The following is a 23,884-nucleotide window of genomic DNA, read 5'->3' as shown; positions in this document are numbered from 1 at the left end:
GTCACATCCCCAGTCGGGTACGGGCGTTGGTCCACGCGTCGGTGCAGTGCCGGACTGTTTCGCCCTTGGTTTGCGCGGCGGTGAACAGCCGGCCGATGTGCGCTTCGGTGAGGCACCCGCAGGCGCCGTGTGCGGCCAGCACCGCGAGGAACGTGCGGTAGACCGTGTGGTGCACGCCGCTGCGGGCGCCGGTGATGCGCTGTTCCGCCATGGTGATACCGCGTTCCAGGTAGGCGGGGGTGCGATGACGGCACGTCCCACCCCCGACGGGCGTGGGGGCGACGACAGTCTGTGTCGCTGGCAGGGCAGGGGAGGACTGCCGTACGGCGAGCGCGCGCACGGTGTCCGGCAGCGTGGTGCGGGTACCGGTGCCGGGACCGAGCCAACGCGCGTAGGACATGAGCGACTTGACGTCGACACCCGGGCGGACGGCGTTCGACGACGGCATGGTGCCCTGGTAGATCCAGTGCTCACCCCGCGTCGTTGCCACGATCCGGGTAGCGGGCAGGGCGGTACGCGCCCACGCGACGGCCGCCGCGTCGTCGAGGTCGACGACCGTGAGTCCAGCGCCGCCGGGGTGGTAGGCAACCGCCGCGGCTTCGCGCCACGCCGCCACCCACGCCGGGGAGGCGAGGACGTTCGGGTCGGTCGTGGCGGCAGCCCACGCGTGGCACGGCAACGGGCACGCGCAGTGTCCCGGGGTCTTCATGTTCGGTCGGCCGCCGCACGCGTTGCCGTTGCAGATGCGGCAGTTGCCGAACGGGACCTTTCCCGCGCGCAGGGGCAGCACGGGGGTACCGCCCGCCGCGAGAGTGAGGGCGGTGTGCAGGGGTTCGGGCGTCGTGTTCATGCGGCGCTCCGGTCGGTCAGCAGCGTCTGCCGGTGCCGGGGGACGGCGTTGACGACCCGCTCGCGCCAGTTGAGGGCGTAGTCGATGCAGTTGGCACAGTTCTTGTGCGTGTGGCCGGCCAGCGGCGGACGTCGGCGTGCGTGGGAGCTCCAGGCAGCGGAGTCGGCGGAAGCCAGGAGGTGGCCGACGCGTTCGAGTCCGAGGATCTTGAAGCCGAAGCCGTGCAGGTTGAAGCCGTGTGCGGCCATGGCGGTGACGATCGCGGCGCCCTCGCGGGTGGACTGCAACCGGCACACCGAGCCCAGCCCAACGACGGGTTCGGCCCGCAGGTCGACCCCGGCCCGCTCGTACAGCTCCACACAGTGCTCGTACTCGGGGATGCTGCGCCCCTGGAGAACGGGGGCGATGCGCAGATCGGGGGCGAGGGAGCGTAGTTCGAGGAAGTTGTTCACGGTGCGGTGCTGGTGTTCGGCGACGTTGAGGTGGGTGCCGGTGAAGTGCTGGCCGTTGAAGGTGCCGCCGTGGATGATGGCGTCCTCGCACATCCAGTCCTGTTGCGCGGCCCAGTCGTAGGGGCCGACGTGTTCCCAGATCCGGCGCAGGTCATCGACGTACTGGCGCGGCGTGCGGGTCCAGGTGCCCTTGTTCTTCAGTTCCATGAAGCCGCCGGAGTCGATGGCGTAAGGGCCGCGGGCTTCGTCCCACTTGACGGCGCGCTCAAAGTGCTCGGACTTCAGGAACAGCGGCACATCGGTGAGGCGCAGCCAGTGCCGTTTGTGGGTGGTCAGGTAGAACCGCATCGCGCCCGGGGTGGGAGCTCCCACCGGGAGGGCTCGCGGGGAGGTGATGGGTTGGGTCATGCTGGGTGTCTCCAGTTCCTTTGGTTGGGTCCTGGTTGGTGAGGGCGGCCCCGGATCTTTGGTGAGATGAGGGGGTCGCCCTTGCCTTGCGCTGCGGAAATGCGGCGGCAGGGTGTCAGTGGGGGCGTTTAGGGTCGCGGTATGACGACGACCGTTGATCTTGTGCCGGGGTTGATTACGACGCGCGATGCGATCGCGGCGGCCTATGGCTGTGGGACGTTCCAGGGCATCGAACCGGCGGATGACGCGGGGAAGGTGTTCGTGTACTCGGACCCGTCCGCGGGTGAGGAGTACGGCTACACCTTCGATGGCCGTGCGGAAGACGATGAGTTCGGCCCGCTCTACCTGTACACCGGCGCCGGCGCGAACGGGGATCAGAAGCCCTCCGGGCGCAACGGTTCGCTGTTGAGCCATGTCGAGAAGCAGCGCGAGCTCCACCTGTTCATCGCACACGGCAAGGTGGACGGCGGTGGCGCCATGCTTCAGCGCTACATCGGCCAGATGGTGTTGGACACGATCAACCCGTACGACGTGCGGCGCGGTCCTGGCAAGGACGGCGTGATGCGTAACGCGCTCGTCTTCCGGTTCCGGCCGGCTGAGGGCACGACGCCTGCGTGGACCGAGGCGGACAACCAGCCGGTGGCCACGAAGTCGGCGATTGAAGTCACGGACCCTGAGGGCTTGGTGCCGGCGCCCGTCGTCCTGCCGAAGCAGAGCGGCGTGAAGGCCAAGAAGAACGAGCAGCACAGCACCGCGGAGACGACCGCCGACATTCCCGCGGGGCAGCGCAAGGTGTTGCGGCGCGAGGGCGAGTTGGTGAAGGCGTTCGTGGCGCATCTGGCCGCGGCAGGGCATGAGACCCACAGCTTCCAGATCACCATTGCGGGCGAGTCGGGGGCGTTGACTCCGGACCTCTACGACCCGACCGATCACGTGCTGTACGAGGCGAAGGGGCTGACTACCCGGGCCAACGTCCGCATGGCAATCGGGCAGTTGGCCGACTACCGCCGGCACATCCCCGAGCGGGCGAGTCTGCGGGTGGCCGTGTTGCTGCCCAGCGAGCCCACCGCGGACGTACAGAACCTCCTCAGCGAGGAGTCCATCGCCCTGGTCTACCAGACCGAAGAAGGCTTCGCCGGCTGGCCGCTCACTTCCCCCTAGCCGCAGCCGGTACGGGTGGCCTTCCTGCGCGTTGAGGCAGGGGACGCCACCCGTACCGGGCCCGAAAGGGAGCCGGGTGCAGCGCTACCGGTCGACGACCGGTTTGGTGAGGTCGCGGTGGTGGACGTGGACGGTGAGGCCGGTGGCTCGCAGGTGTGCGGCGAGGTGGTCGGCGAAGGTGGGGGCGCGGTGGCGTCCGCCGGCGCATCCGTCCGCGACGATGACCGGTCCGGCGCTGGGTCCGGTGCGGAACGCGTGGACGGCGTGGGCGGTGGCGGTGACGAGTTCGGGGATGCCGGGGGTGTTCATGACGGCGTCGCGGACGGGGGCGTCGTGGGCGGTCATGTGTCGGAGTTCCGGGGAGACGTGGGGGTCGCGGAAGTGGTGGCGCAGGTCGATGGTGAGGTGCGCGGCCGGGGGCGGTGCGTGGAGGTAGCCGAACGAGACGATCTCGACGTCCGAGTGGGGCACGGGTCTCCTCAACTCGCGGGTCAGAAGGGGGGTTCGTTGCTGTAGCCGCCGGGCGGGGTGCGGCGCCACTTGCGGGGCAGGGGGATCAGGAGCCGGCGGCGGGTGTGGTTCCAGCAGCCGCACGGCCACCAGTCGCTCCCGGCGTACTCGCCGAGGTGGTCGACGTACGGTTCCTCGGTGCCGCCCGTACCGCCGCAGTCGGGGCAGCCGGGGCGGGGGGTGTCGGTCAGGACCAGCGCGCGGCGCGGCCAGTCGACGACCCGGATACGCAGTCGCATCACGGAGATCGGTCTCCTGCTAGCCGTGGAAGTGGTTGCGCTTGATGACGGCTTTGCGGATGTTGACCGTCGTTCCCACGTCGGTCTTGCTGCCGTGACCGCTGAACACCTGTAGGGCGATCCACCCGCCGAAGATGACGGCGGCGAGGATGATCAACTGGGTGATCAGGGCGGTCAACGCGGCGATGAACGTGGTGAGGACGAACAGGCCCCCGCACACGGCGGCGAAGCCGACGCCCCCGAGGGCGACGTTTACCGCGGCCCGGGACACGGCCGGCTTCGCGGCGACCGGCTCGGGCTGGGCGGGGGTGATGCTGTAGCCGGTGATGACGCGTCCGTCGGGCAGCATGATCGAGGTGACAGCCGGGGCCGTGTCCGGCTGCACCGGCAGGAGCGGCGCGGGGTGGATGACGGCGGGGGTGAGGGGTACGGGCCGGTGGACATCGACCGGCGTGGGCTGTTCGGAGTGGGCCACGGGCGGGTTCCTTCCCGGGTGTGACGCGGGCTCGCGGGCGGGTGTGACGCGTGGGTGTGGGGGGTGTGACGGGCCGCTGTGACGGCGCGTCACACCCGCGTCTGCCTAGGGGTTTGGGTGTGACGGGCCCGTCACGTGTGACGGGTGTCAGACGGCCGTGAGGGCGGGGACGATGCGCCACCGGCCGGTGGTGTTCGTCGCCGTGAGCCGCCCTTCCAGGGCGGCGTCCTTGAGGCGCTTGGACACCCAGGAGCGGGACAGGTTGTGCCGGTCGCACCAGTCCATGAAGTCCTTCGGGCCGACGACCATGAGTCCCTGGTCCTCGAACTCGGTGAGCGCCTGGTCGAACAGGCGGCGCCCTTCCTCGGGGGTCGGCTTGCGGCCGGCTTCCTGTCCGAAGATCGGGGCGTCGTCGCCTTCCTGCGCGTCGGGGAGTTCGGCCTCGGGGTCGATGCCGGCGTCTTCCGGGTCGACGAGCATGCCGGTCAGCTCCATGTCGTCGTCCTCCACGGCGTGCGGCGCGGCCGGCGCCGGGCCGGTGCTGGTGTCGGTGGTGCGGCCGGTGTAGGCGCGGCCGGCGACCGAGGCGGCGGCGCCGGCGGTGACGGGGTCGGCGGTGGCGCCGTTGTGCTGTGCCCACGCGGCGAGCTGTTCCATGACGGGGACGGCGCGGTGGGTGAAGCGGGAGGTGCGGGCCGGGGAGGCGTACCGGTCCTCGGGGATGCCCGGGGAGACGACGTAGCAGTAGCCGGGGCGCCGGTTGCCCCACGCGCCGGGGTGCGCGCCGGCGTCGATGACGGTCTCCGGCAGCGAGAATCCCTCGTCGCGCGGGTCGCAGCCGAGTGCGATCACGGATGGGAGGGAGGCGCGGGTGGAGGTGGACATCTGGTCGTACGACGGGCGCTGGAGCGACACGAAGATGGCCGCGCCGGCAGAGCGGGCTTCCTGCGTCATGCCGGTGAACACGTCGTCGCCGAGCACGCGCAGGGTGTTGGCGGATTCCTCGAACCAGCCGATCAGGAACGGCATCCCCGGGCACCCGCACACGGTGCCGTCCGGGCGGCAGGAGTGTGCGGGGTCGTTCTGCGGCCCGGCTGCTTCGGGTACCCACTGGCGGTAGCCGTGGGCGCCGAGCCAGCGGGTCCGGGCCGGGATGACCGCTTCGACGGCCGCGACCATGACCTCGGTCGGGCTGCCGCCCTCCGCCGCCCAGTCCAGGCCGGGGCGCAGCGGCGCGAAGTCCTGGAACGCCTTGGGGTCGGAGAACCACACGATGACGTCGCGGCGGGAGAGGATCTCCGTCAGCAGGTTCAGCGCGGCGTCCCCCTTCCCGGAACCCGTGCCGCCCGCGATCAGGACGTGAGTGGAGTTGCGGCCCGCGTCCGGGTCACCGGGAAGCCACATGAGCAGCGGGGCGCCGTCGTCGTAGCGGCCGATGACCAGCGGATCGGCGATCGATCCCCCGAGGTTGGAGGGGCCTTCCCACTCGACGACCTCGGAGAGCATGTCCTCGGGGACGATGACGAGTTCCCCGCGCCGCACGGACTCCGGGTCGGGGGTGTAGCGCACGGCGGACTTCGGCAGATCGAGCGCGGACGCGATCCGTGCCAGCGCCTTGGCGACGTCGTCGTTGGTCTGCTCCCCGGGTTGCAGCGCGAGCGGCGCGGTCACCCGGTTCGGTTCCACCTTCGCCGCGCCGATCTGCGCCCGCGCGAGCCCGACCTTCTCCAGCAGTCCCCCGTCCGAACTCCCCACGGAACCTTCGGGGTTGTGGCGCATGATCATGCGCACGTTCCACGACAGGGCCATGGCGGGCCCGCCCATCAGGAACAGGTCGTCGATCGGTCCGGCCGTGGGTCCGGCCAGGCAGGCGGCGGTCACCCACGCCGATCCGGCGGCCACGGTGACGGCCGAGTGCAGCCGGCGCTGCCTGCTGATGCCCTTGCCCGCCGCCCACGCCACACCGGTCAACGCGACCGAGGTGAGGGTGAGGCCGACGCCGCCCGCCGCACTGTCGGGCCACCGCTGGTGTCCGACGACGCCGGCCAGGCCGGTGGCGGCCCAGCCCAGCCACGGCGGGAGGTGGGGCTTTGCCCGGTTCAGCAGGTAGGCGCCGACGCCGCCGCCGGAAGCGCTGTGCGTGCCGGCGGGGACGGTGAGCGGGTAGGCCCGGCCCTCTTGGTCGGTCCACACTTCACGAGCCATGGTCGAACCTCCTTACTGCTGGGCCCAGTTCATGACCGGCTGCTGGGGCTTGCGGGCACGGTGACGGACGCGGTTGATCTCTTCCTCGAACTCCTGCTGGAAAGCCGAGTAGCAGGAGGCGGCGTTCTTCGCCGCGTCCCGCAGGGCGTCGGCGGACTTGCGCATCTTGCGGGACACCTTCCGGGCCCGGATGCGGGAGCCGAACGCACGGCCCTCGGGGTCCGGCACGGCCGACAGCACGCTGTCGAGGATCTCGGCGGCCATCGCCACCTCGATCGACAGCGTCACGCCCGCCGCCCGCAGCGTGTTGCAGTAGTTGCGCACCTGAGCCGGGGACCCGAACTCCGGGGACGGCAGCAGGGAACCGGCGTACGAGCCGCCCCCGCCCCCGCCGCCGCGCGCGGTGTTCTTGGTGTTGTTGACGGTGACGCTGATCGGCGGGACGAACGAGCCGCCCACCGCGCCGACGAACCCGCCCACGGCGGCGCCCGCGTTGGCGAACTTGGCGCCCTTGTCCTGCGGGTTCGCACCGGAACGGCTGCCCGCCGCCGCCTGCCGGCGCGGGCCGTTGGTGGTCTGAGCCATCAGACGCTCTCCTCAGAACGGGCCGGACGGGGACCGACGAAGAACCACGTGGTCTGTGCGGCGATCAGTGCCAGCAGCCACAGCAGCGGCAGCGGGCCCGCGAGCGGGCCGAAGCCGGCGGCGAGGCACAGCCACACGGCGGCGGCCGTGGCCAACGCGACAAGTCCGGCCCGCCACAGGACGACCGACCCCTTCGCGGGACGGCGCCGGTGCATGACCAGCAGCCACACCGCCGGCGCGAGCGCGAGCGGGGCGAGCAGCAGCGACGACCACCACGCCAGCAGGTTGAGGACGCCCGCCAGCGGCATGGCGAGCAGGGCGAGGGCGGTCGGGGCGAGGACGCGGCGGGCGTTCCACAGGGCGCGAACCGCCCAGCCGGCGGCGAGGCGGGTGAGGGTGGGGCGTTCGGGGACGACGATGACGACCTGTTCCCCGCGCCGGCCGCGCTGGCGGGGGATGTTGAGGGTGTGGACGCCCGCGGCCGTTTTCACGGTCCGGGCACGGGTACGGCTGGACATGGGCAAGGCTCCCCTTGCTCGCAGGAAGCAGGACCCGGACACCCACGGCCAAGCGGATGTGTCCGGGTCCCGCGCGATGAAATAAGTGCTGTTCAGAGCTGTTTGGGCGCCAGGAAGAAGAACAGAGCTGCCGTCCGTCACAGGGCGCCCGCCGCCGCGACGACGGCGGCCAGGACCAGCAGGGCGCCGCCGGCCAGGATGAGCAGCACGGCGCGGCGCAGGCAGGCGAACTTCCGCAGCGCGAGCCGGGACAGGTTGGCGACGTCGGCCGCCATGTCGGTTGCGGCGAGGGCGGCGGTGATCTCCGCCGGGGTGAGGGTCGCCCAGAGCGGGAACCCGTTGTGCGGGCGCAGGTTTGGGCACACCGACCACAGCAGCAGTCCCGCCGCCACGGCCAGCAGCACCACCCCGCCACCCCCGAGCAGGTAGGCGGGGGCGTTCAGCGGGACGTCCTTCGCGACCGTCCACACCCCCGCGAGGACCGCGCCGGCGAACGCCAGCAACAGCCCCGCCTTGGTGTCCGTCCGCGCGATCTCCGCTTTCACCTCGGCGTGCGCCGACTCCGTACTCCGTGCCGCGTACGCGGCAGGCGTCGGGATGCTCACAGCAACTCCCCTTCACAGGAGGCGGATTCGTCGTCCGGGTAGGCGCAGGGCACGCACATCCCGAGCGAGACGGGGATGACGTAGCCGGCGTCCGTGCCGCATTCCGGGCAGGTGCGGCGGGCGGTGTTCGCCTTGTCGAGGGCCGCCCGCTTCGCCGGGGTCATCGGCCGTACGGGCTTGGCGGCGTCGACGCGGTAGAGGTAGCCGACCAGGGGCGGACGCCGGTAGCGGGGACGTTCTATCTGCGCGACCACGTCCTGACCGCCGGGCCGAAGCCCCCGCGCGCGCAACTGCCGGCGGGTGGCGAGCCCGTCGGGGGCCAGGCGCCAGCAGTAGACCGGGATGCCGGCCATCAGAGCACCGCCTCAACCGGATCGCCGGCGGTGTCGCGCTCGCGGTTCTCCTGGAGGCGGGCGGACACCCAGCCGACCGACCAGCCGGTGTTCTCGGCGAGCTGACGCACCGAGAGAACGCCCGCCTGGCCGGCGATGTAGTCGCGTGCCTGCTGCTCGGTGGCCTTCCCCGTGAACGCGGCGGGCGGGGTGTTCACGGTCGTGTTCACGACGTCCCCGGCGGTGTTCACGGGAGCCTCCAGGGTGTTCACGCGTGCGCCCCCGACAGCCCTCGAAGCGGCCTGTACGGCGGCGGCGGGGACGGCCTGTTCACGGTGTGAACGCTCCTGCCGCTCCTGCTGTTCACGCCTCAGGTCGTCCGCACGGTGCTGTTCCTCGCGGCGTACACGGTCGTCGTGTTCGCGCTGCTCACGCCGCATCTGCGCTTCGTGATCAAGGCGTTCACGCTCCAGGCGGGCGGAGTGCTCGCGCTCCGCCGTACGCTCCGCAGCCTCCCGCTCGGCCCGCTCGCGCTCCACGTGTCCGGCGTGTTCACGGGCGGACTGTTCAGCGTGTTCACGCGCCTGCCGCTCGTGTTCACGCTCATCGCGCTCACGCTGTTCACGCTCCTGCTGCTCCTGCGCCCGTGAACGCTCGATGCCCTCCAGCGCGCGGCCGATCGCCCGGCGGTAGGCGAGACCGGCTTCCGCCGTCACGATCAGCAGCAGCGGCGCCACGGAGTGGACCGCGACGCCGACCAGGTCCCGCTTGAGGGCACTGTCCCCGACGTTCAGGAGCAGGGTCATCAGGCCGGTCATCCACCGCAGCACCGCCGGCCACCGGCCCGCAGCGCCCCCGAGGCGGGCGACCACCGCGTCCAGCCGCACGACGATGACGACGGCGGCGTCCACCACCAGCGGCAGGATCGGCGCCGTCCACCCCCACTCGGGCGGGGTGACCCGTTCCACCAGCGGCGTCACGGTCAGGACCGAGAAGAGGACCGCGCCGCCCGTGATCGCCCACGTCCCCGCCGACAGCGTCCGCTCCGCCGACTGGATCTGCGCCGGCGTCAGCGTCTGCATCACCCCGCACCCCCCGCCGGCACGGCGGCCGGGGTGTAGGTGGCGTAGACGTGGAACGTGAAGCCGGAGGTGTTCGCGTGGAACTCCAGCGACGGCCGCTCCCCGATCCGGTCGGCGACCACCGCGTCCGGGGCGACGCCCAGCGCCTCCCGCCACGCTTCCAGGTCACCGGGGCTGTCGAGCTGCACGCTCAACTCCCGGGGCAGGTGCCGGCTCACGGGGAGGTAGGCGCCGGGCAGGTCCGGCCGCGTCTCGGCGAGATCGGCCAGGAACCGCAGAGCCGCCGCCTGGGAGGCCAGCGTCCGGGCGCTCACGCGCTCACCTCGGCGACCGCCATCGACCGGTTGACCAGGTCCACCCGCGCGGCCAGCGCCCGCCGCCGCGCCCTGCGCAGCCGGCGCGTGTCCAGCTCGGTCGGGGTGCGGTCGAGGGTGGCGATGTACGCGTCCAGCAACTCGACGTCGGCCAGCACGACCGGCATCTCCGTCTCGATCGCGGCCAGTTCCGCGTCGGTCGGCTCCGTCCAGTCCTCGAACGCGGTAACGGCGTCCTGAACAGTCACGATGGGACTCATTGGGTTGGTTCCTCTCACACAGGAACGGCCCGTCGCGGTCCCCGGGGTGCCTCCCGGGGACCGCTCGCCGTTTGAGGGAAAGCCGCACGGACCGCGCGGCGGGGGAAAGTCAGCTGGCGGTGACGCGGGCCCGGCGGTGCATCCGGGAGTCCTCGCCCTGCCGCGCACCGGGCTGAGGGGTCAGCCCGTTGAAGCTGGCGTCACCGGGCGAGACGCCCGCGCTCTGCCAGGCACGCGCCGGTCGCGGACCCCGGCTGTCGTCGGTACGGCCCGCGCCGCCCTGACTCTGGTTCCTCCACATGGGCATGGGATCAAGTCCCTTTCCATCCAGGTGGATCGAAGCCCTCCGGCTCCCCGCACCCCCTCCCGTACAACCCCGCGCCGAAGCACGGACCGGACGGGAAGGAGAGGCAACCGACGCAGCGCGATGACGCTGCGGGAAGGGTTGAGGGTGACTCAGCGGGCGATGCCGTCCATGCCGGTCCCGCACGGCGGCGCCCATCTCGTTCGTCGCATCGAACCTCCTCAGCAGGGATGGGGCTTGGCCCCGGGACAAGGAAAAACACTGCAAGGGGGACCACGTCCCCACACGCCGGCCGTTGCTCGCGGTCGCCGGGCCACCTCGCCAGTCGGGCCGAAGCCCATTGCGTCCTACCTGGCCTTTAGCGGGATTGCAGCGTCCCCGCCCTCTGCTTCGGAACAGCCCAAAGAAGGGCCCTCCCTGCGCTTCGCTGAACTAGTTCTGCGGTGCGCTGTGACGATTAAGGCACGCCCTGGAGTGGGTGTCAACAGAACTAGTTCAGAACCCTCGGAAGTCGCTTGCGGACCGCATAGAGATCTCCGCTACCCTTCTAGGACTAGTTCTGTAACACTGTGGTCCACGAGTCACACGAGCGAGGGAGTCATACGTGGATGAGGCCAAGGGGCCGAAGGTGCAGCGGCTCGCCGCTGAGCTTCGCGCGAAGATCCAGCAGGGGACGTATCCCCCTGGATCGGCGCTGCCCAAGGTCCGGGAACTCAAGGAATCCGAGGGCGTCGCCTACCAGACGGCGCGCGACGTCTACCGAGTGCTGGAAGACGAAGGTCTGATCATTTCCCGCCGGGGTGAAGGCACCTTCGTGTCCCCGATCCTCGGGAAGATCCACCGAGACGGAACGGGCCGCTACATCAAGTCGGCCCGCGAGGAAGCCGGCGCCCGGGGCGCGTTCGCGGCGGAGATCGCCCGACTCGGGATGACGTCGTCCGCGACAACCGAGATCAGTCACGCGCGGCCACCGAAGCAGGTGGCCCAGATTCTTGACATCCACCACTCGGCAAAGGCGCTCGTGAGGGCGCGTGTCATGCGCGCCGACGCCACTGTCGTGCAGGTGGCGACCTCGTACTTCCCGGGCGACGTCGCGTTCGGCACGCAGCTCGAACAGCAGGACACCGGCGACGGCGGGAGCAAGTCGCGTCTTGCCGAACTCGGCTACCAGCAGACCCGCATCCGAGAGTCCGTCGACGTACGACCCCCCAGCAAGGAAGAGGCCGAACAGCTCGGCGTCTCGGTCGACAGGTTGGTCTACGAGATCACCCATGTCGGCCTGACCGAAAGTGGCAGAGCCGTAGAGGTCTGCGTGCACGTCATGCCGGTCACCCTCTGGTCGCTCAGCTACGAGTGGCCCATCGACCTGCCGACCGTCTGAGAGGAACACCGAAGTGAACAGCAACACCGCCATCGTCCGAGACGCGACGGAGCGCTACCGCACGGAGCGGCGCGAGGCCGGCGAAAGCCGTGGCGCGTTCGAGACCGAGATCAAGCGACTGGGCGGAACGCCCCGTGTGGAAACCGCGATCCGTCGCGACACGGCCCCCGCCCAGGTGGCTGAGCTTCTCGGCGTCGAGTCGTCGGCACAGACCGCGATCCGTGCGCGGCACATGTACGACGGTGAGCGGCTGGTCCAGCTCGCTGACTCGTACATCCCCGTGGACGTCGCGGAAGCGGCCAGCGTCGAGAACCCGGACCCGGGTCTCGGTGGCATCATCAGCCGGATGCGTGACGCGGGGTTCGAGCAGACCGAGGTGATCGAGGAAGTCGCCCTCTACGCGGCGACCTCGGTTGAGGCGGAAGCTTTCGGCGTCGAGGTCGGCAGCAACCTGCTTCAGATCACGCACACCGGCTACACGGCGGCCGGCCGCGCGGTCGAGGTCACCGTTCACCGCCCCAGCCCCGGTTGGGTCCTGCGCTACAGCCCGCCCATCGACTGAACGCTGAGCAAGTAGAGCGGCCCGCATCGTAGGATGCGGGCCGCTCTGTGTTTGGTGAGACGAAAGCGCAGGTCGACCGGTCACCTAGTGGAACCCTGCGCTCTTGTCAAGTTCGCTTCCGTTGATGACATCAGCGGGTGACACCAACAGCGGCGAACAGGTGCGGTCGACGCCGGACGCCCACGGACACGTCGTCAAGGTCAGCGGTGCGTTGGCCACGGCGCTCGACACCCCATAACCGACCTGATAAGGATGAGGCCACAGGTTCAAATCCTGTTAGCCCCACAGAAGAAGTACCTGAAGAGAAGGCGTTTCCCCAGGTGGGAGGCGCCTTCTCGCTTTTCCGCGCCGTGGTCGTGGTGTTGGTCGGCGTTGGTCTGGCGTGGGATGGGGCACCATCGCGGGAGAAGATCCTCTCCCAGATTTCTCCCAGCGCGCTCCCATGGCTTCCGAGGGGCGTCGCGGAAGTTCGCCGTCTTCAGGTCAGGAGAGGGCCGTCAGGTCTCGTCAGAAGACTGGCGGGACGGAGGAAGCAGGAGATCGCGCTCAGGGTGCTTCTCGCCCATGACGTTGCCCTGGATGCCGAGATCCGCGCGAGCGGCCTCGTGGAAGGCGTTGATGGCCCGGAAGGCGGAACGGTTCCGCTGGCGCCACTCGTCCAGGCTCCCGGACGTCTTGCCCGTCGCCTGCCACTCGATCTCGGAGAGGAACACGTTCAGCTCGTGGCCGGCCTCGATGGCGTCGTCGCCACCGAGCAGCATCACGCGTTCGAACGCGGAGCCCCATACGCGGCTGGCGTCCGTCAGATCGTCGCGGAGGTCGCTCTCCGCCCGGCGCTCCTCGCGAAGCCCCTCACGGGTCTCGTAGAGGCGTACGGACATGGCGATCCTTGCCTTGGCCGCGTCCACGTAGTCTCCGTACGCGTCGATCTTCTTGTCGTCCCAGCGGGTGAGGAGCTGGTAGCGGTTCTTGCTGCGCTCCATGAGGAAGTTGGTGATGTGGGTGCTGAGCGCTCCGAGGAGTACCGCAGCGATCGTGATGAGTTGATCGCCCGTGTCCAACGTTCCCCCTGGTCAGCAGCGCTCCTAAAGATGACTTGGCGATCTTACGGGTGCGGGCTTGGAGGGGTGAGGGGATTGCTGAAACAGGGACTGCGTCACAGCTCGTCACGGGTGGCTGACCCCTTACGGCGGGGTGCGTGACGGTGTGACCGGTGTGACAGCCCCATGTTTCAGCGTCTTTCCCCTCTCTTCTGCGGGTGTGTACGAGTACCCGCAGGGGTGGGGTCGGGTCTTGCTGTCGTCGTAGTGCTCTCCTACGCTCAATCTGATGGACCGTCAGATTCGACGGTCGGGATCGGCAGACGAGCAGGGGGCAAGCAGTGAGCGGCACTGAAGCCAGCACCAAGGATCTCCCCCGGATCATCAGCGTGGACGATCACGTGATCGAGCCCGCTCACCTCTTCGAGACGTGGCTGCCCAGCAAGTACCGCGACCGGGGGCCGAAGCCCTTCACGGCCGGTATCGGCGAGCTGGCGTACGTGGGAGGGAAGTACCGCTTCACCACCGACCCTGAGGGACAGACCACCGACTGGTGGGAGTACGAGGGCCTGCTGTTCCCGTACAAGCGGATCATCGCGGCTGTGGGGTTCTCACGCGACGAGATGACCCTGGACGGCATCACGCGCGAACAGATGCGGCGGGGGTGCTGGGACCCCAAGGCACGGCTGGAAGACATGGACCTCAACCATGTGGAGGCATCGCTGTGCTTCCCGACGTTTCCACGGTTCTGCGGGCAGACCTTCGCCGAAGCCCAGGACAAGGAGGTCGCGCTGGCGTGCGTGCGCGCGTACAACGACTGGATGGTGGAGGAGTGGTGCGGCGGCAGCGGAGGGCGGTTGATTCCGCTGTGCTTGATTCCGCTGTGGGACATCGAGCTGGCGGTGGCGGAGATCCGGCGCAACGCGGCCCGTGGGGTGCGTGCGGTGACGTTCAGCGAGATCCCGACGTACCTGGGGCTGCCGTCGATCCACAGCGGCTACTGGGACCCGTTCTTCGCCGTGTGCGAGGAGACCGGGACCGTGGTGAACATGCACATCGGGTCAAGCAGCCAGATGCCGGCCGCGTCCCCGGACGCCCCGCCTGCCGTCCAGGCGTCGCTCAGCTTCAACAACGCCATGGCGTCGATGATGGACTTCCTGTTCAGCGGGGTCCTGGTCAAGTTCCCCCGGCTCAAACTCGCGTACAGCGAGGGGCAGATGGGGTGGATTCCGTACGCCCTGGAGCGGGCTGACGACGTGTGGGAGGAGCATCGTGCGTGGGGCGGGGTGAGGGACCTGGTCCCGGAGCCGCCGTCGACGTACTACTACCGGCAGATCTTCTGCTGCTTCTTCCGTGACCGGCACGGCATCGAGGCGATCGAGACCGTGGGCGTGAACAACGCGACCTTCGAGACGGACTACCCGCACGTCGACTCGACGTGGCCGGAAACGAAGAAGGTGGCGGCTGAGCATGTGGGTGGGTTGTCGGATGACGTGGCGTACAAGTTGCTGAGGGGTAATGCGATTCGGATGCTGGAGTTACCTTTTGAGTAGAAGGGAGTAGATACAGAAATCGGCTACCAGTCGATCTCGCGACTGGTAGCCGCTGAGGTAATGAGCCATTTTCCGTGCCGGATTTGTGAACTAAATCGGCGACAACTGCCCTTCCGTCCTGCTTGCAGAACGGGCAGTTGGAGGTCTCTACATCCTAAGGCAACCCGATCGGTGACCTGAATCGCAGAGCGTCCGAATAACTCGCTCGACCCCTTGCGTCGCAATGTAACCAGTCGCAGTGCGAAATTCATTTCCTCTGCTCGGCTAGTACTGCAGCCCAAAATGCTCCGGGAATCTTCCCATCTACTGCTTCTGTATCGAGTGTAACCTTCACGCACTCTCGGAGATCTGCGACATGAAAGCGGTGATTATTCAGATTTCACTCAACCGCTACGGAGTGAAGGTAAGAAAGCGAGCTAGTTACTGCCGAATTATTTGGATGTTTTTTCGCGAGCTTGAGTAGCAATTCTTTTGTCTTTGGTTTTTCCGGCCATGCCAGAGTCAGGATTTTCACTAGACTTTCGAGCATCTCGCCAGTTTTCTCCTCAAAGTGAATTGCTGCACAGTCCCATGTGGCTTCGAGGTCTGGCCACCGCTGGACCAGCATGTACAGGGAGGCGTCATTGGCGTTGGCGTCGCTGGCGGCATTGAGGATCGCAGGGTAGGTGTCGTCCCGGTCAGGCCACCGTCGGGCCAACACCTGCAGGGCGGTGTCGCGGGCATGCCTGTTGGTGTTGGTGTCGCGGGCGGTGTTGAGGACTGCGGTGTAGGCGTCGTCCCGGCCGGGCCACAGCTCTCCCAGCATCCGCAGGGCGGTGCCGCGGGCGTAGTTGTTGGTGTTGGTGTCGCTGGCGGCATTGAGGATCGCAGGGTAGGTGTCGTCCCGGTCAGGCCACCGTCGGGCCAACACCTGCAGGGCGGTGCCGCTGGTGGTGTCGTTGGCGTTGGTGTTGGTGTCGCGGGCGATCTCGAGGATCGCAGGGTAGGTGTCGTCCCGGTCAGGCCACCGTCGGGCCAACACCTCCAGGGCGGTGCCGCGGGTGTAGTCGTTGGCGTTGGTGTCGCGGGCGATCTCGAGGATCGCAGGGTAGGTGTCGTCCCGGTCAGGCCGCTGCTCCTCCAGCACCTGCAGGGCGGTGTCGCGGGCATGCCTGTTGGTGTTGGTGTCGCGGGCGGTGTTGAGGATCGCAGAGTAGGTGTCGTCCCGGTCAGGCCACCGCTCTCCTAGTGCCTCTAGGGCGGCGTTGCGGGCAGATGCGTTGGCGTTGGTGTCGCGGGCTGTGTTGAGGATCGTGGTGTAGGTGTCGTCCCGGTCGGGCCACCGCTCCACCAACACCTCTAGAGCGGTGTAGCGGGTGTAGTCGTTGGGGTTGGTGTCGCGGGCGATCTCGAGGATCGCAGGGTAGGTGTCGTCCCGGTCAGGCCACCGTCGGGCCAACACCTCCAGGGCGGTGCCGCTGGTGGTGTCGTTGGGGTTGGTGTCGCGGGCTGTGTTGAGGACTGTGGTGTAGGCGTCGTCCCGGTCGGGCCACTGCTCCCCCAGCACCTGTAGGGCGGTGTGGCGGGCATGCCTGTTGGCGTAGTCGCTGTTGCTGATGTTGGTGTCGCGGGCGATCTCGAGGATCGCAGGGTAGGTGTCGTCCAGGTCAGGCCACCGTCGAGCCAACACCCGCGCGGCGACGTCGCGTGAGTTTGAGTCTCGGTCGCGGGCTGTGTTGAGGACTGTGGTGTATGTGTCGTCCAGGTCGGGCCACTGCTCCCCCAGCGCCTCCAGGGCGGCGTCGCGGGCGTAGACGTTGGCGTTGGTGTCGCGGGCGATCTCGAGGATCGCAGGGTAGGTGTCGTCCAGGTCAGGCCACCGTCGGGCCAACACCTCCAGGGCGGTGCCAAAGGTGGTGTTGTCATCGTTGGTGTCGCGGGCGATCTCGAGGATCGCAGGGTAGGTGTCGTCCCGGTCAGGCCACCTCTCCACCAGCACCCGCAGGGCGGCGCTGCGGGCGTAGTCGTTGGCGTTGGTGTCGCGGGCGATCTCGAGGATCGCAGGGTAGGTGTCGTCCCGGTCAGGCCACCTCTCCACCAACACCTCCAGGGCAGCAGTTGCTGTCGAATATCCCCAAGGCACTCGAGCCAGAAGGCTGGCCTCCTGAGGCGTACGGCAAAGCGACGCCGCAAGGACATCTTTTGAACGGCCTGGATCGGAAGGAATTTCTGTACGGTGCCAGCGCTGATAGCGCTCTCGGCCGGTCCAGGACCAAGGGAAAGACATCATCGCAGGCACAGCGTCATCCAGTGTGGCCCATGAGAAGTCCGAAAGGTGGGCTGTGAGGGTGTCGATGACGGCGTTGCTCTGGATGGCGAGTGATCGTTCGGGATGCTTCCCGGGTTTGGCGGGTGCACGAGGAATCCGGTGGGCTTCGGCAAGCACACGGATGGCGAGTTCCAGGAACTTTGCACTGCTGTCTGTCTGGCCGTAAGCGGGAGTACCGCGCAGGCGGTGCATACTGAGCAAGCGGGCGATGAAGGTGGCGTGTTCGGCTTCTGCCTGACTGCTGATCTCGCCGATGAACAGCAGGATGACTTCGTACCAGACGGGGTTGGTGGCGCGGTCGGCGAGCATGTCGATGAGCTCTTCGGGGGACCATTCGCGGCCCGCGTAGCGTCGGCTGAGTTCGCGTGCGGCGAGATATTCGAGGAAGGTGCGGTGAACGAAACCGTACATGCCGGCACCATGGGGGTGCAGGAGGAAAGCCCGCTCGTGGAGCCGGGTGACCACGGCGCCGGCGACGATGCGGCCGACGCGGTGCGGGTAGTTCATGTCGGTGACGACGTACTCGGCGATCATGTCCGTGAGGTCACTGTGAGGGATGAGGGGGCTGCCCTCGGGGCTGCTCGCGCTCTCCTGTAGACGGCGGGCGAGACGTTGGAGGAGCTCTTGAAGCAGGCCCATGTCGAGTTCGTCGATGGCAGCGGCGACATCGGGGTGGTCTTGGCGGGGGAGGGGAAGGTGTTTGGCGTCACGGTCCCAGCGGCTGGTGAGGACATCGACGGCGTGCCGATAGACCTCGCGACGGTCGCGGGGGATGGTGGCGCCCAGGCCGATGGAGGCCAAGATGGTCAGCAGCAGGGGGTTGCCGGCCAGCTCCGCCACGGACGTGAATCCGCGCACGGCGTTGATGAGGCGTTCACTGAGGCGGGATGCCTCGTTGGGGTCGTCGCAATGGGCGGCGGTGTACCAGCGTCGGATGAACGACTCGATCTGCCGCCGGGGCAGGTCCTCAAGTTTGGCCTGGGCGAAGCCGGCGTTGGCGAACACCTCGCGGGTGAAGCCGATGCCGCGGGAGGTGACGATGACCTGCACATGTTCGTGGACTTCGGCGAACGCGGCCACCTGTCGGGCGACCGCAGCGCGTCGGCCGGGGTCGAAGATCTCGTCCAGGCCGTCGAAGACCACCAGGACCGGCCGGTGCGTGCGCTCCAGCAGATACTCGAAGACGTGCCGCGGCAGGCACATGCGTTCGATGGTGTTGAACTCCTCCCAGAAGTCCTCCACCGTCCGCCCCTGCCACCTCTCATCGGCGAGGTGCCGCAGCTCCACAACCACCGGCACTGTGCCCGCCTCCACCAGACCGCGCAGTTCGGCGGGCACCTCCTCCAGCCCGCCAGCGATCGCCAGCGCCAGAAACCGCGACAGCGTCGACTTGCCAGCCCCTGGGTCGCCCAGCAGCACCAGTCGCCGCCCCTGAGCTGAGGCAACCGCCTCGAACACAGGCACTGGCGGCCGCTCCACTCGCGTCTTACGCCACTCCTTGACCTGTTCCGCCCGCAGCCCCGGAGGCAACTCCTCCACCGGCACCTCGCCACGCTCCACCAGTTCCTGCCACAGCCGGGCCGGCAACTCTGGCTTCGGCGGGTTCCACGATGCCGGCGGGGCCTCAAACACCTGCCGCAGCCGGATCATGGGCTGCTCACCCGCCCTATCGCTCCCACCCAGGACATCGAGGTTCAGCCGCCCGCACGTCACCACCAGGCGCTCGAAGTAGCGGACCACAGCAGCATCCGCCTCAGCCTCTATACCAGACGCGGCCTGGGTACGGCGCCGGGCGTTGGCGGTTTCCTGCCAGGCGCTGTCCAGCAGGCGCTGCCAGTCCTTGCGACCCTCCGAGGCAAGCCAGGTCTGCCGGACCCGGCCGTCCGTTTCGAGCCGGTGGGCGCCGGTCCAGGACTCCCAGACCGCGACCACCGCCAGGACCTGCTCGAAACTGTCGGGCTGCGGCACGCTGAAGGACGCCAGGTCCTTCGGGGCCCACCGGCTGGCCACCTTCCCCTCGAACGCCGATGCTCCCGGCAGCTTGGTTCCACGGACCTGCCGCTCTAGCGGCGCCTGCAGACCACCTGACCCGTGCCGCTCTCGGTACGCGGCCTCTGCCTCGGTGCGCAGCGTGCGCAGTCGCCGGTACAGCGTCTCGCGGTGAACTCCCACAGTCTCTTCCCCCCCTGATGCTGGCCCCGTCCCATCATCCGGCAGCCCCCGGCTGCCTGAAACGGGTGGATCGGGCAGCCGTGGCGCACCGGTGCGGAACAGCAGGTTAGTACCCAACTTGCCTCACCCACCCCGCTCTTGGGACCAGACCACCCCCATGAGGCCAATCTCGAAACAACGCCGGGCCCGGCGCACCACCGTCCACACTGCTACGAGGGGGAAGAGCCGCCATGGCCAACCGTCGCCGCAAGCCCGCCACTACCCGCTCCACCACCCCACCTACTGGCCCTCGGCCCCGCCCGCAGACGCTGTGGCGAGAAGCGGGCCGCCGCGCCGTTCTAGGCTTCGCCGGTTCTACGGGAGCTGTCGCCGTCGCCGTTCTCGAATGGTGGCTGCGCACCCGCTGAAGCGCGAGGACACACCAGGACCCGACGCTCTGTCTCCTGCTGATGTAGGTGAACCAGGCCAACAACCTAGGCCACTTACATTGGCACCACTCTGTCCTAGTCCGGCAGGTGCCTCACCTCAAGCATCTGGCGCTGTGGATCACAGCGCCAGATCAGAGCAGCCCGAAGCCGCTCGCCGATCAAGTCCATCGCCCGCGATGCCGACCGCCCCGTCAACCTGCTCCTGACCACATAATCGACGACTTTGCCGTGTGCCTGCGCCCGCCCTTACGAGGAGCGCGACGCCGACGTCCGGGTGGCGGCGATGACACGCTGACTGCTCCCGCAAGCAGCAGTACGGCGGTGCGGGTGCCGACGGGGCCGTTCACGCTGAACTCCCCGGTGAGGTACAGGAGTACGCGGTCCTTCCGCGTCTCGGCCCGCAGCTTCGGACACCGAAGGGTTAGCCCCGCAACTCGTGTGAAGCGCTGCTGCGTGCGGTTGCGTGCTGGCTCTCTCGTACCGCCGTAAAGGGGTCGCGCTACCGTTTGCTGGAGTCGGCGGAGAGGCAGTCGGATGCGCGGCGCGGTGACAGAGGCCCTGGTTACGCTCGGGCGAGGATACGTGCGGGAGGCGCCGGGGGCGGTCGGGAAGGGGTTCCTGGTCTCGCGGTTCCTCAATGCTCAGCTTCGGGACCACCCCCGGCAACGGGTTGTCGAGACCCGGTTCGGCGCGCGGTTCGCCGTGGACACTCAGGACCTCATCCAGAGGTACGTCTACCTGTTCGGGGTCTGGGAGCCGCACATGACCGGCTGGTTGCAGCGGCGACTTAAGCCGGGGGACACGTTTGTCGACGTCGGCGCCAATGTCGGGATCTTCAGTGTGCTGGCGTCGCGGCTCGTCGGTGATGCGGGGCGGGTGGTCTCGATCGAGGCTTCGCTGGACTTTCATCGGCGGTTGGAGCAGCAGGCGCGGCTCAACGGGTGCCGCAACGTCCGTGCGGTGAACGCGGCGGTGGCCGACAGTCGCAAGACGCTGACGTTCGTCCTCGCAAGCTCCCGCAACATGGGGGCCAACAGCATCGTGCCGTACGACGGGCCCGCCGAGTCCACGTTCGACATCCAGGCGCTCCCGCTGCCGGAGCTGCTTACTCCGGACGAGATCGAGACCGCTCGTGTCATCAAGATCGACGTTGAGGGGGCCGAGGGAGGGGTCGTCCGGGGGCTGGCGCCGTTGCTCGCCAAACTCCGGCCCGATGCGGAGATCACCATTGAGGTCACGCCTGATCGCATGGCCCAACTCGGCGACTCTGTTGATGAGTTGCTCGGGATCATGGCGGACGCGGGGTTTCACACCTACCGGTTGGCCAACGACTACCGGCCCGAGAGCTACCCGGCTGCCCTGAAAGACGGGCCGTCCGTGCCGGTTCGGTGGCGGGGGCCTGTCGTGGCCGAGAGCGACCTGATCTTTTCCCGGGTGGACGCCGAGATGCTCCCCTGACATGCCGGTGGCCCGGTTCCCTTGCCACAAGGGCACGAGAGGACCGGGCCACGGCCGGCGGCTGGGGGCCCGCCGGGGGAGATGGCTTGTGGAGCGGTGGTCAGCGGACGGTACGGGTGGTCACTCGGGCGTCTCCTCGTCGCCCTGGTCCTCCTCGTCCTCCCACTCTTCCTCCTCCTCGTCGTCCTCGATGACGTCGGGCAGAAGGTGCCGGAGCCGTTCACCCCGGCTCTCGGAGATGACCAGGACGTCGTCCAGGTGCTCCAACAGGCAGCTCAACGCGGCGCGCAGTTCGCCGGCGTCCGCCGCGGGTTCGTTCAGGAGGGTGCGGCCCCTGGCCAACATGTCCTCCGCCGCAGACATCTGGGACCTCTCCAAGGCGTCGGCGAGCCGGCCTACCGTACTTCGGTGGCTGTCCGTTCTGAGGTACGAGCGCTTGCCGCTGCCGTCCCGGGGCAACAGCCGGACGTGCTTGCTGCGGGGACTCTCGTAGAGCGGCGGCGTGGAGTCGTCAGTCATCGGGTGGTTGCCTCCAGTTCCTGCTCCCGGAGGAGGGAATGGGTGGTGAAGGTGGCTTCGGCGTTGAAGCCGGGGAGGACGAGGAGCGTTGCTTCCACGACACGGCCCGTGGGGTCAAGGGAGGTGCGGACGATGTCGAGGACGGCCGTTCCGATGCCGATGCCGAGCAAGCGCGCTTCCTCGGCGGTGGGGAGGCGTGCCGTGATGTTCGACTGGGTGGCGGCCAAACGGACGCCGGACGCGATGAGTTGAGCGCGTACGTCGTCGCCCAGCGGGGACAGGGCTTTGAGGGACTCGTCCGGAGCGAGTAACCCGGCCGGGACGTAGACGTGGGCCAGGCTGTACGGGACGGTTCCGTGGCGGCTTCGGTAGACGTACTCGGTCAGCCGGGTGTCCGTCGGGATGCCCAGCAGTGCGCACAGCTTGTTGTCGGCCGTGATCGTCTTGTGGGTGACGCTCACCTCCATCACCGGGGCGATGGCGGCTCGCGTCTCGGGGGACAGCTTGTCGTTGGTGTACCTGATCCGCGTGGTGGGCTGCCGGACGAACGTGCCGCTGCCGTGGCGCCGCACGATCAGGCCCTCGTTCTCCAGTACCTCCATGGCGAGCCGTACGGTCGGCCGGCTCGCGCTGTACGCGGCCATGAGGTCGGCTTCCGAGGGCATTCGGTCGTCGGCGGAGAGAACGCGCTGCTCGATCTGTACGCGGAGCTGATTCGCGATGTGTGTGTAGCGGTTCGCGACCATCACTCTCCCTCTGCCTCTGAGGCATGGTTCTGTTTGGTGCCCGAGTGGCATTTGCACGCGCACCGCTCGTAGATCAGCGGCAGGTCGGAGGGGGCGGGCGGGGGTTCCGCCTCGCCGCACTCGTCGTGGACGCCGATGGCACAGGCGAGCGAGAGGTAAGGGGCGGGCGCTCCAGTGTCCGGAAGCCGACACCTGGCTGATGTGGTGTTGGGGTGGATAGGGTTTGACACGCTGTTCAGCTCCCTAAAGCTGAGGGGCCGTGCCCCTGGGCCACTGGGGTGGCCGCAGGGGTTTTCTTGTACACGCCGGCCCATGCGGTGTGGCCACGTTCCGCGCTGACGACGTGCCCGAACCAGTCGGCTGACGCGAGCTGCGTCAAGAGCACCTGCCAGGACTTGGCGGAGGTCTGGTCGGGGACGCTCACCTCTATGGCGATGTGGTCGTGGTGATCACGGAGAAGGGGTGCGAACCCAGCGGCGGTGAGCTGCGCTGCGATCGTGTCGGCACGTTCCTCGGGTGAGGGCAAGACGCTCCTCCGTGGCACTCGAACTTCGAGCAATCTAGACCTCTAGCATATAGCTAGAGGTCTAGATTATGGTGCGTCGGCTAGATTTTCCATATGCGAGAGCAGCCGTCTTATCTCCGGGTCGCTGACGTGCTACGACAGCGGATCGCCGATCGTGAGTGGGTACCGGGAGACCGGCTGCCGTCGCGTGGGCAGTTGGCGAAGGAGTGCGGAGCGAGCGAGGCCGTGGTCCGGACGGCTCAGGAGCTGCTCATCTCGCAGGGCGTTCTCGAAGGGCGTGCCGGATCGGGAACCTATGTGGCCGAGCCGCGCCGGAAGGTGCGCATGATCCGGTCCCAGCACCGAGAGCGGCGGGACGGCTCCCCGTTCCAGGCAGACATGGCGGAGATCGGCAAAGTAGGGACCTGGGAGAGCCGCAGTGACGCCATGCTGCCCGCTCCCCCGAACATCGCCGCCCGCCTGGGTATCTCTGAGGGCGACTACTGCGTCCGCACCACGTACGAGTTCCTGGCCGACGGCCGGCCCGTCCAGCTTTCGACGAGTTGGGAGCCGTACAGCATCACGTCCGGGTCCCTGGTCGTGCTGCCGGAAGCCGGACCCCACGCGGGGCAAGGTGTTGTGCGCCGGATGGCCGAGATCGGCATCACGGTCACCCGCGCTGTGGAGATGCCGGAAGCCGGACAGGCCGACGCCGAGGAGGCGACGCTCCTCGGCATTCAGCGCGGTGCGCTGGTCACTCGCATTCAGCGGACGTACTACAGCGACGACGGGCGCGCGGTCGAGACGGCGGACATCGTCCTTCCCGCCGCGCTCTGCGAGATCGTCTATGAGGTTCCGGCCAGTCCGTGATCTTCCCGGTTTCTCCGCTAGCCTGCTGCCGGTCGTTTGCTC

Annotated in this window: 24 protein-coding genes; 6 read left to right on the top strand and 18 right to left on the bottom strand. The window is 68.4% G+C overall.

Going from position 1 to position 23,884, the window contains the following annotated elements:
- Position 1: 1 nt before the first annotated feature.
- Positions 2–850: a bifunctional DNA primase/polymerase gene (locus tag ABZX85_RS36170; RefSeq protein ID WP_355878509.1), complete on the bottom strand. Its 849-nt coding sequence runs from the start codon at positions 848–850 to the stop codon at positions 2–4.
- Entirely contained in the window at positions 847–1,710 is an 864-nt protein-coding gene (locus ABZX85_RS36165) for a hypothetical protein (protein ID WP_355878506.1), read from the bottom strand. The genes ABZX85_RS36170 and ABZX85_RS36165 overlap by 4 nt, the downstream gene beginning before the upstream one ends.
- Positions 1,711–1,851: 141 nt before the next feature.
- On the opposite strand from ABZX85_RS36165, the gene ABZX85_RS36160 reads away from it, so the two are divergent.
- Positions 1,852–2,871, top strand: coding sequence for a hypothetical protein (locus ABZX85_RS36160; RefSeq protein WP_355878504.1), 1,020 nt, complete (start codon positions 1,852–1,854; stop codon positions 2,869–2,871).
- 84 nt (positions 2,872–2,955) lie between these two features.
- On the opposite strand, the gene ABZX85_RS36155 is transcribed toward ABZX85_RS36160, so the two are convergent.
- The 12 genes from ABZX85_RS36155 to ABZX85_RS36100 all read right to left on the bottom strand — a co-directional run bounded on the left by ABZX85_RS36155 (position 2,956) and on the right by ABZX85_RS36100 (position 10,303).
- Positions 2,956–3,342: an RNase adapter RapZ gene (locus ABZX85_RS36155; RefSeq protein WP_355878501.1), complete on the bottom strand. Its 387-nt coding sequence runs from the start codon at positions 3,340–3,342 to the stop codon at positions 2,956–2,958.
- Between the two features lie 20 nt (positions 3,343–3,362).
- Positions 3,363–3,620, bottom strand: a complete 258-nt coding sequence (locus tag ABZX85_RS36150; RefSeq protein ID WP_355878499.1) for a hypothetical protein — start codon at positions 3,618–3,620, stop codon at positions 3,363–3,365.
- A 19-nt stretch (positions 3,621–3,639) separates the two neighbouring features.
- Positions 3,640–4,095, bottom strand: a complete 456-nt coding sequence (locus ABZX85_RS36145) for a hypothetical protein (RefSeq protein ID WP_355878498.1) — start codon at positions 4,093–4,095, stop codon at positions 3,640–3,642.
- Positions 4,096–4,242: 147 nt separating this feature from the next.
- Positions 4,243–6,300, bottom strand: a complete 2,058-nt coding sequence (gene traB / locus ABZX85_RS36140; protein ID WP_355878496.1) for a plasmid transfer protein TraB — start codon at positions 6,298–6,300, stop codon at positions 4,243–4,245.
- A gap of 12 nt (positions 6,301–6,312) precedes the next feature.
- Positions 6,313–6,885, bottom strand: coding sequence for a plasmid transfer protein TraA (traA, locus tag ABZX85_RS36135; RefSeq protein ID WP_355878493.1), 573 nt, complete (start codon positions 6,883–6,885; stop codon positions 6,313–6,315).
- Complete coding sequence (locus ABZX85_RS36130; protein WP_355878490.1) at positions 6,885–7,403, bottom strand: hypothetical protein; 519 nt, start codon at positions 7,401–7,403, stop codon at positions 6,885–6,887. Before ABZX85_RS36130 ends, traA begins: the two co-directional genes overlap by 1 nt.
- 137 nt (positions 7,404–7,540) lie before the next feature.
- The gene (locus ABZX85_RS36125; protein WP_355878487.1) at positions 7,541–8,008 is read right to left on the bottom strand and encodes a Pycsar system effector family protein; all 468 of its coding nucleotides are present in this window, start codon (positions 8,006–8,008) and stop codon (positions 7,541–7,543) included.
- Positions 8,005–8,361, bottom strand: a complete 357-nt coding sequence (locus tag ABZX85_RS36120; protein WP_355878484.1) for an RRQRL motif-containing zinc-binding protein — start codon at positions 8,359–8,361, stop codon at positions 8,005–8,007. Before ABZX85_RS36120 ends, ABZX85_RS36125 begins: the two co-directional genes overlap by 4 nt.
- The gene (locus ABZX85_RS36115) at positions 8,361–9,422 is read right to left on the bottom strand and encodes a DUF2637 domain-containing protein (protein ID WP_355878481.1); all 1,062 of its coding nucleotides are present in this window, start codon (positions 9,420–9,422) and stop codon (positions 8,361–8,363) included. Before ABZX85_RS36115 ends, ABZX85_RS36120 begins: the two co-directional genes overlap by 1 nt.
- The gene (locus ABZX85_RS36110) at positions 9,422–9,736 is read right to left on the bottom strand and encodes a hypothetical protein (protein ID WP_355878478.1); all 315 of its coding nucleotides are present in this window, start codon (positions 9,734–9,736) and stop codon (positions 9,422–9,424) included. The genes ABZX85_RS36115 and ABZX85_RS36110 overlap by 1 nt, the downstream gene beginning before the upstream one ends.
- Entirely contained in the window at positions 9,733–9,996 is a 264-nt protein-coding gene (locus tag ABZX85_RS36105) for a DUF6284 family protein (protein WP_355878475.1), read from the bottom strand. The genes ABZX85_RS36110 and ABZX85_RS36105 overlap by 4 nt, the downstream gene beginning before the upstream one ends.
- Before the next feature lie 109 nt (positions 9,997–10,105).
- Entirely contained in the window at positions 10,106–10,303 is a 198-nt protein-coding gene (locus tag ABZX85_RS36100; protein WP_355878472.1) for a hypothetical protein, read from the bottom strand.
- Between the two features lie 601 nt (positions 10,304–10,904).
- On the opposite strand from ABZX85_RS36100, the gene ABZX85_RS36095 reads away from it, so the two are divergent.
- Complete coding sequence (locus ABZX85_RS36095) at positions 10,905–11,681, top strand: GntR family transcriptional regulator (RefSeq protein ID WP_355878469.1); 777 nt, start codon at positions 10,905–10,907, stop codon at positions 11,679–11,681.
- A 13-nt stretch (positions 11,682–11,694) separates the two neighbouring features.
- Positions 11,695–12,243 carry a UTRA domain-containing protein gene (locus ABZX85_RS36090; protein WP_355878466.1) on the top strand — a complete coding sequence of 183 codons (549 nt, stop codon included), beginning with the start codon at positions 11,695–11,697 and terminating at the stop codon, positions 12,241–12,243.
- A gap of 497 nt (positions 12,244–12,740) precedes the next feature.
- Here the strand turns inward: ABZX85_RS36090 and ABZX85_RS36085 are convergent, their stop codons facing one another.
- Entirely contained in the window at positions 12,741–13,304 is a 564-nt protein-coding gene (locus tag ABZX85_RS36085) for a hypothetical protein (protein ID WP_355878463.1), read from the bottom strand.
- 320 nt (positions 13,305–13,624) lie between these two features.
- Here ABZX85_RS36085 and ABZX85_RS36080 point away from each other — a divergent pair, with 320 nt between their 5' ends.
- Positions 13,625–14,836 carry an amidohydrolase family protein gene (locus tag ABZX85_RS36080; protein WP_355878460.1) on the top strand — a complete coding sequence of 404 codons (1,212 nt, stop codon included), beginning with the start codon at positions 13,625–13,627 and terminating at the stop codon, positions 14,834–14,836.
- Between the two features lie 379 nt (positions 14,837–15,215).
- Here ABZX85_RS36080 and ABZX85_RS36075 read toward each other — a convergent pair whose 3' ends face one another.
- A complete protein-coding gene (locus ABZX85_RS36075; RefSeq protein ID WP_355878458.1) occupies positions 15,216–19,316 on the bottom strand; it encodes a hypothetical protein in 4,101 nt (1,366 codons plus the stop codon).
- Positions 19,317–20,278: 962 nt separating this feature from the next.
- Between ABZX85_RS36075 and ABZX85_RS36070 the strand changes: the two genes are divergently transcribed.
- Positions 20,279–21,202 carry an FkbM family methyltransferase gene (locus tag ABZX85_RS36070; protein WP_355878455.1) on the top strand — a complete coding sequence of 308 codons (924 nt, stop codon included), beginning with the start codon at positions 20,279–20,281 and terminating at the stop codon, positions 21,200–21,202.
- Positions 21,203–21,322: 120 nt separating this feature from the next.
- Here ABZX85_RS36070 and ABZX85_RS36065 read toward each other — a convergent pair whose 3' ends face one another.
- Both ABZX85_RS36065 and ABZX85_RS36060 read right to left on the bottom strand, forming a co-directional pair.
- Positions 21,323–21,721, bottom strand: coding sequence for a hypothetical protein (locus ABZX85_RS36065; protein WP_355878452.1), 399 nt, complete (start codon positions 21,719–21,721; stop codon positions 21,323–21,325).
- Positions 21,718–22,467 (bottom strand): GntR family transcriptional regulator, encoded by a 750-nt coding sequence (locus tag ABZX85_RS36060; RefSeq protein WP_355878449.1) that lies wholly within the window; start codon positions 22,465–22,467, stop codon positions 21,718–21,720. The genes ABZX85_RS36065 and ABZX85_RS36060 overlap by 4 nt, the downstream gene beginning before the upstream one ends.
- A gap of 619 nt (positions 22,468–23,086) precedes the next feature.
- Between ABZX85_RS36060 and ABZX85_RS36055 the strand changes: the two genes are divergently transcribed.
- Positions 23,087–23,842: a GntR family transcriptional regulator gene (locus tag ABZX85_RS36055; RefSeq protein ID WP_355878446.1), complete on the top strand. Its 756-nt coding sequence runs from the start codon at positions 23,087–23,089 to the stop codon at positions 23,840–23,842.
- Positions 23,843–23,884 lie beyond the last annotated feature (42 nt).

This window comes from Streptomyces sp. NPDC004539, from assembly GCF_040610055.1.
Lineage (GTDB): Bacteria > Actinomycetota > Actinomycetes > Streptomycetales > Streptomycetaceae > Streptomyces.
Note: the sequence above shows the minus strand (reverse complement) of the source record. Positions and strands in the feature narration are given on the sequence as shown.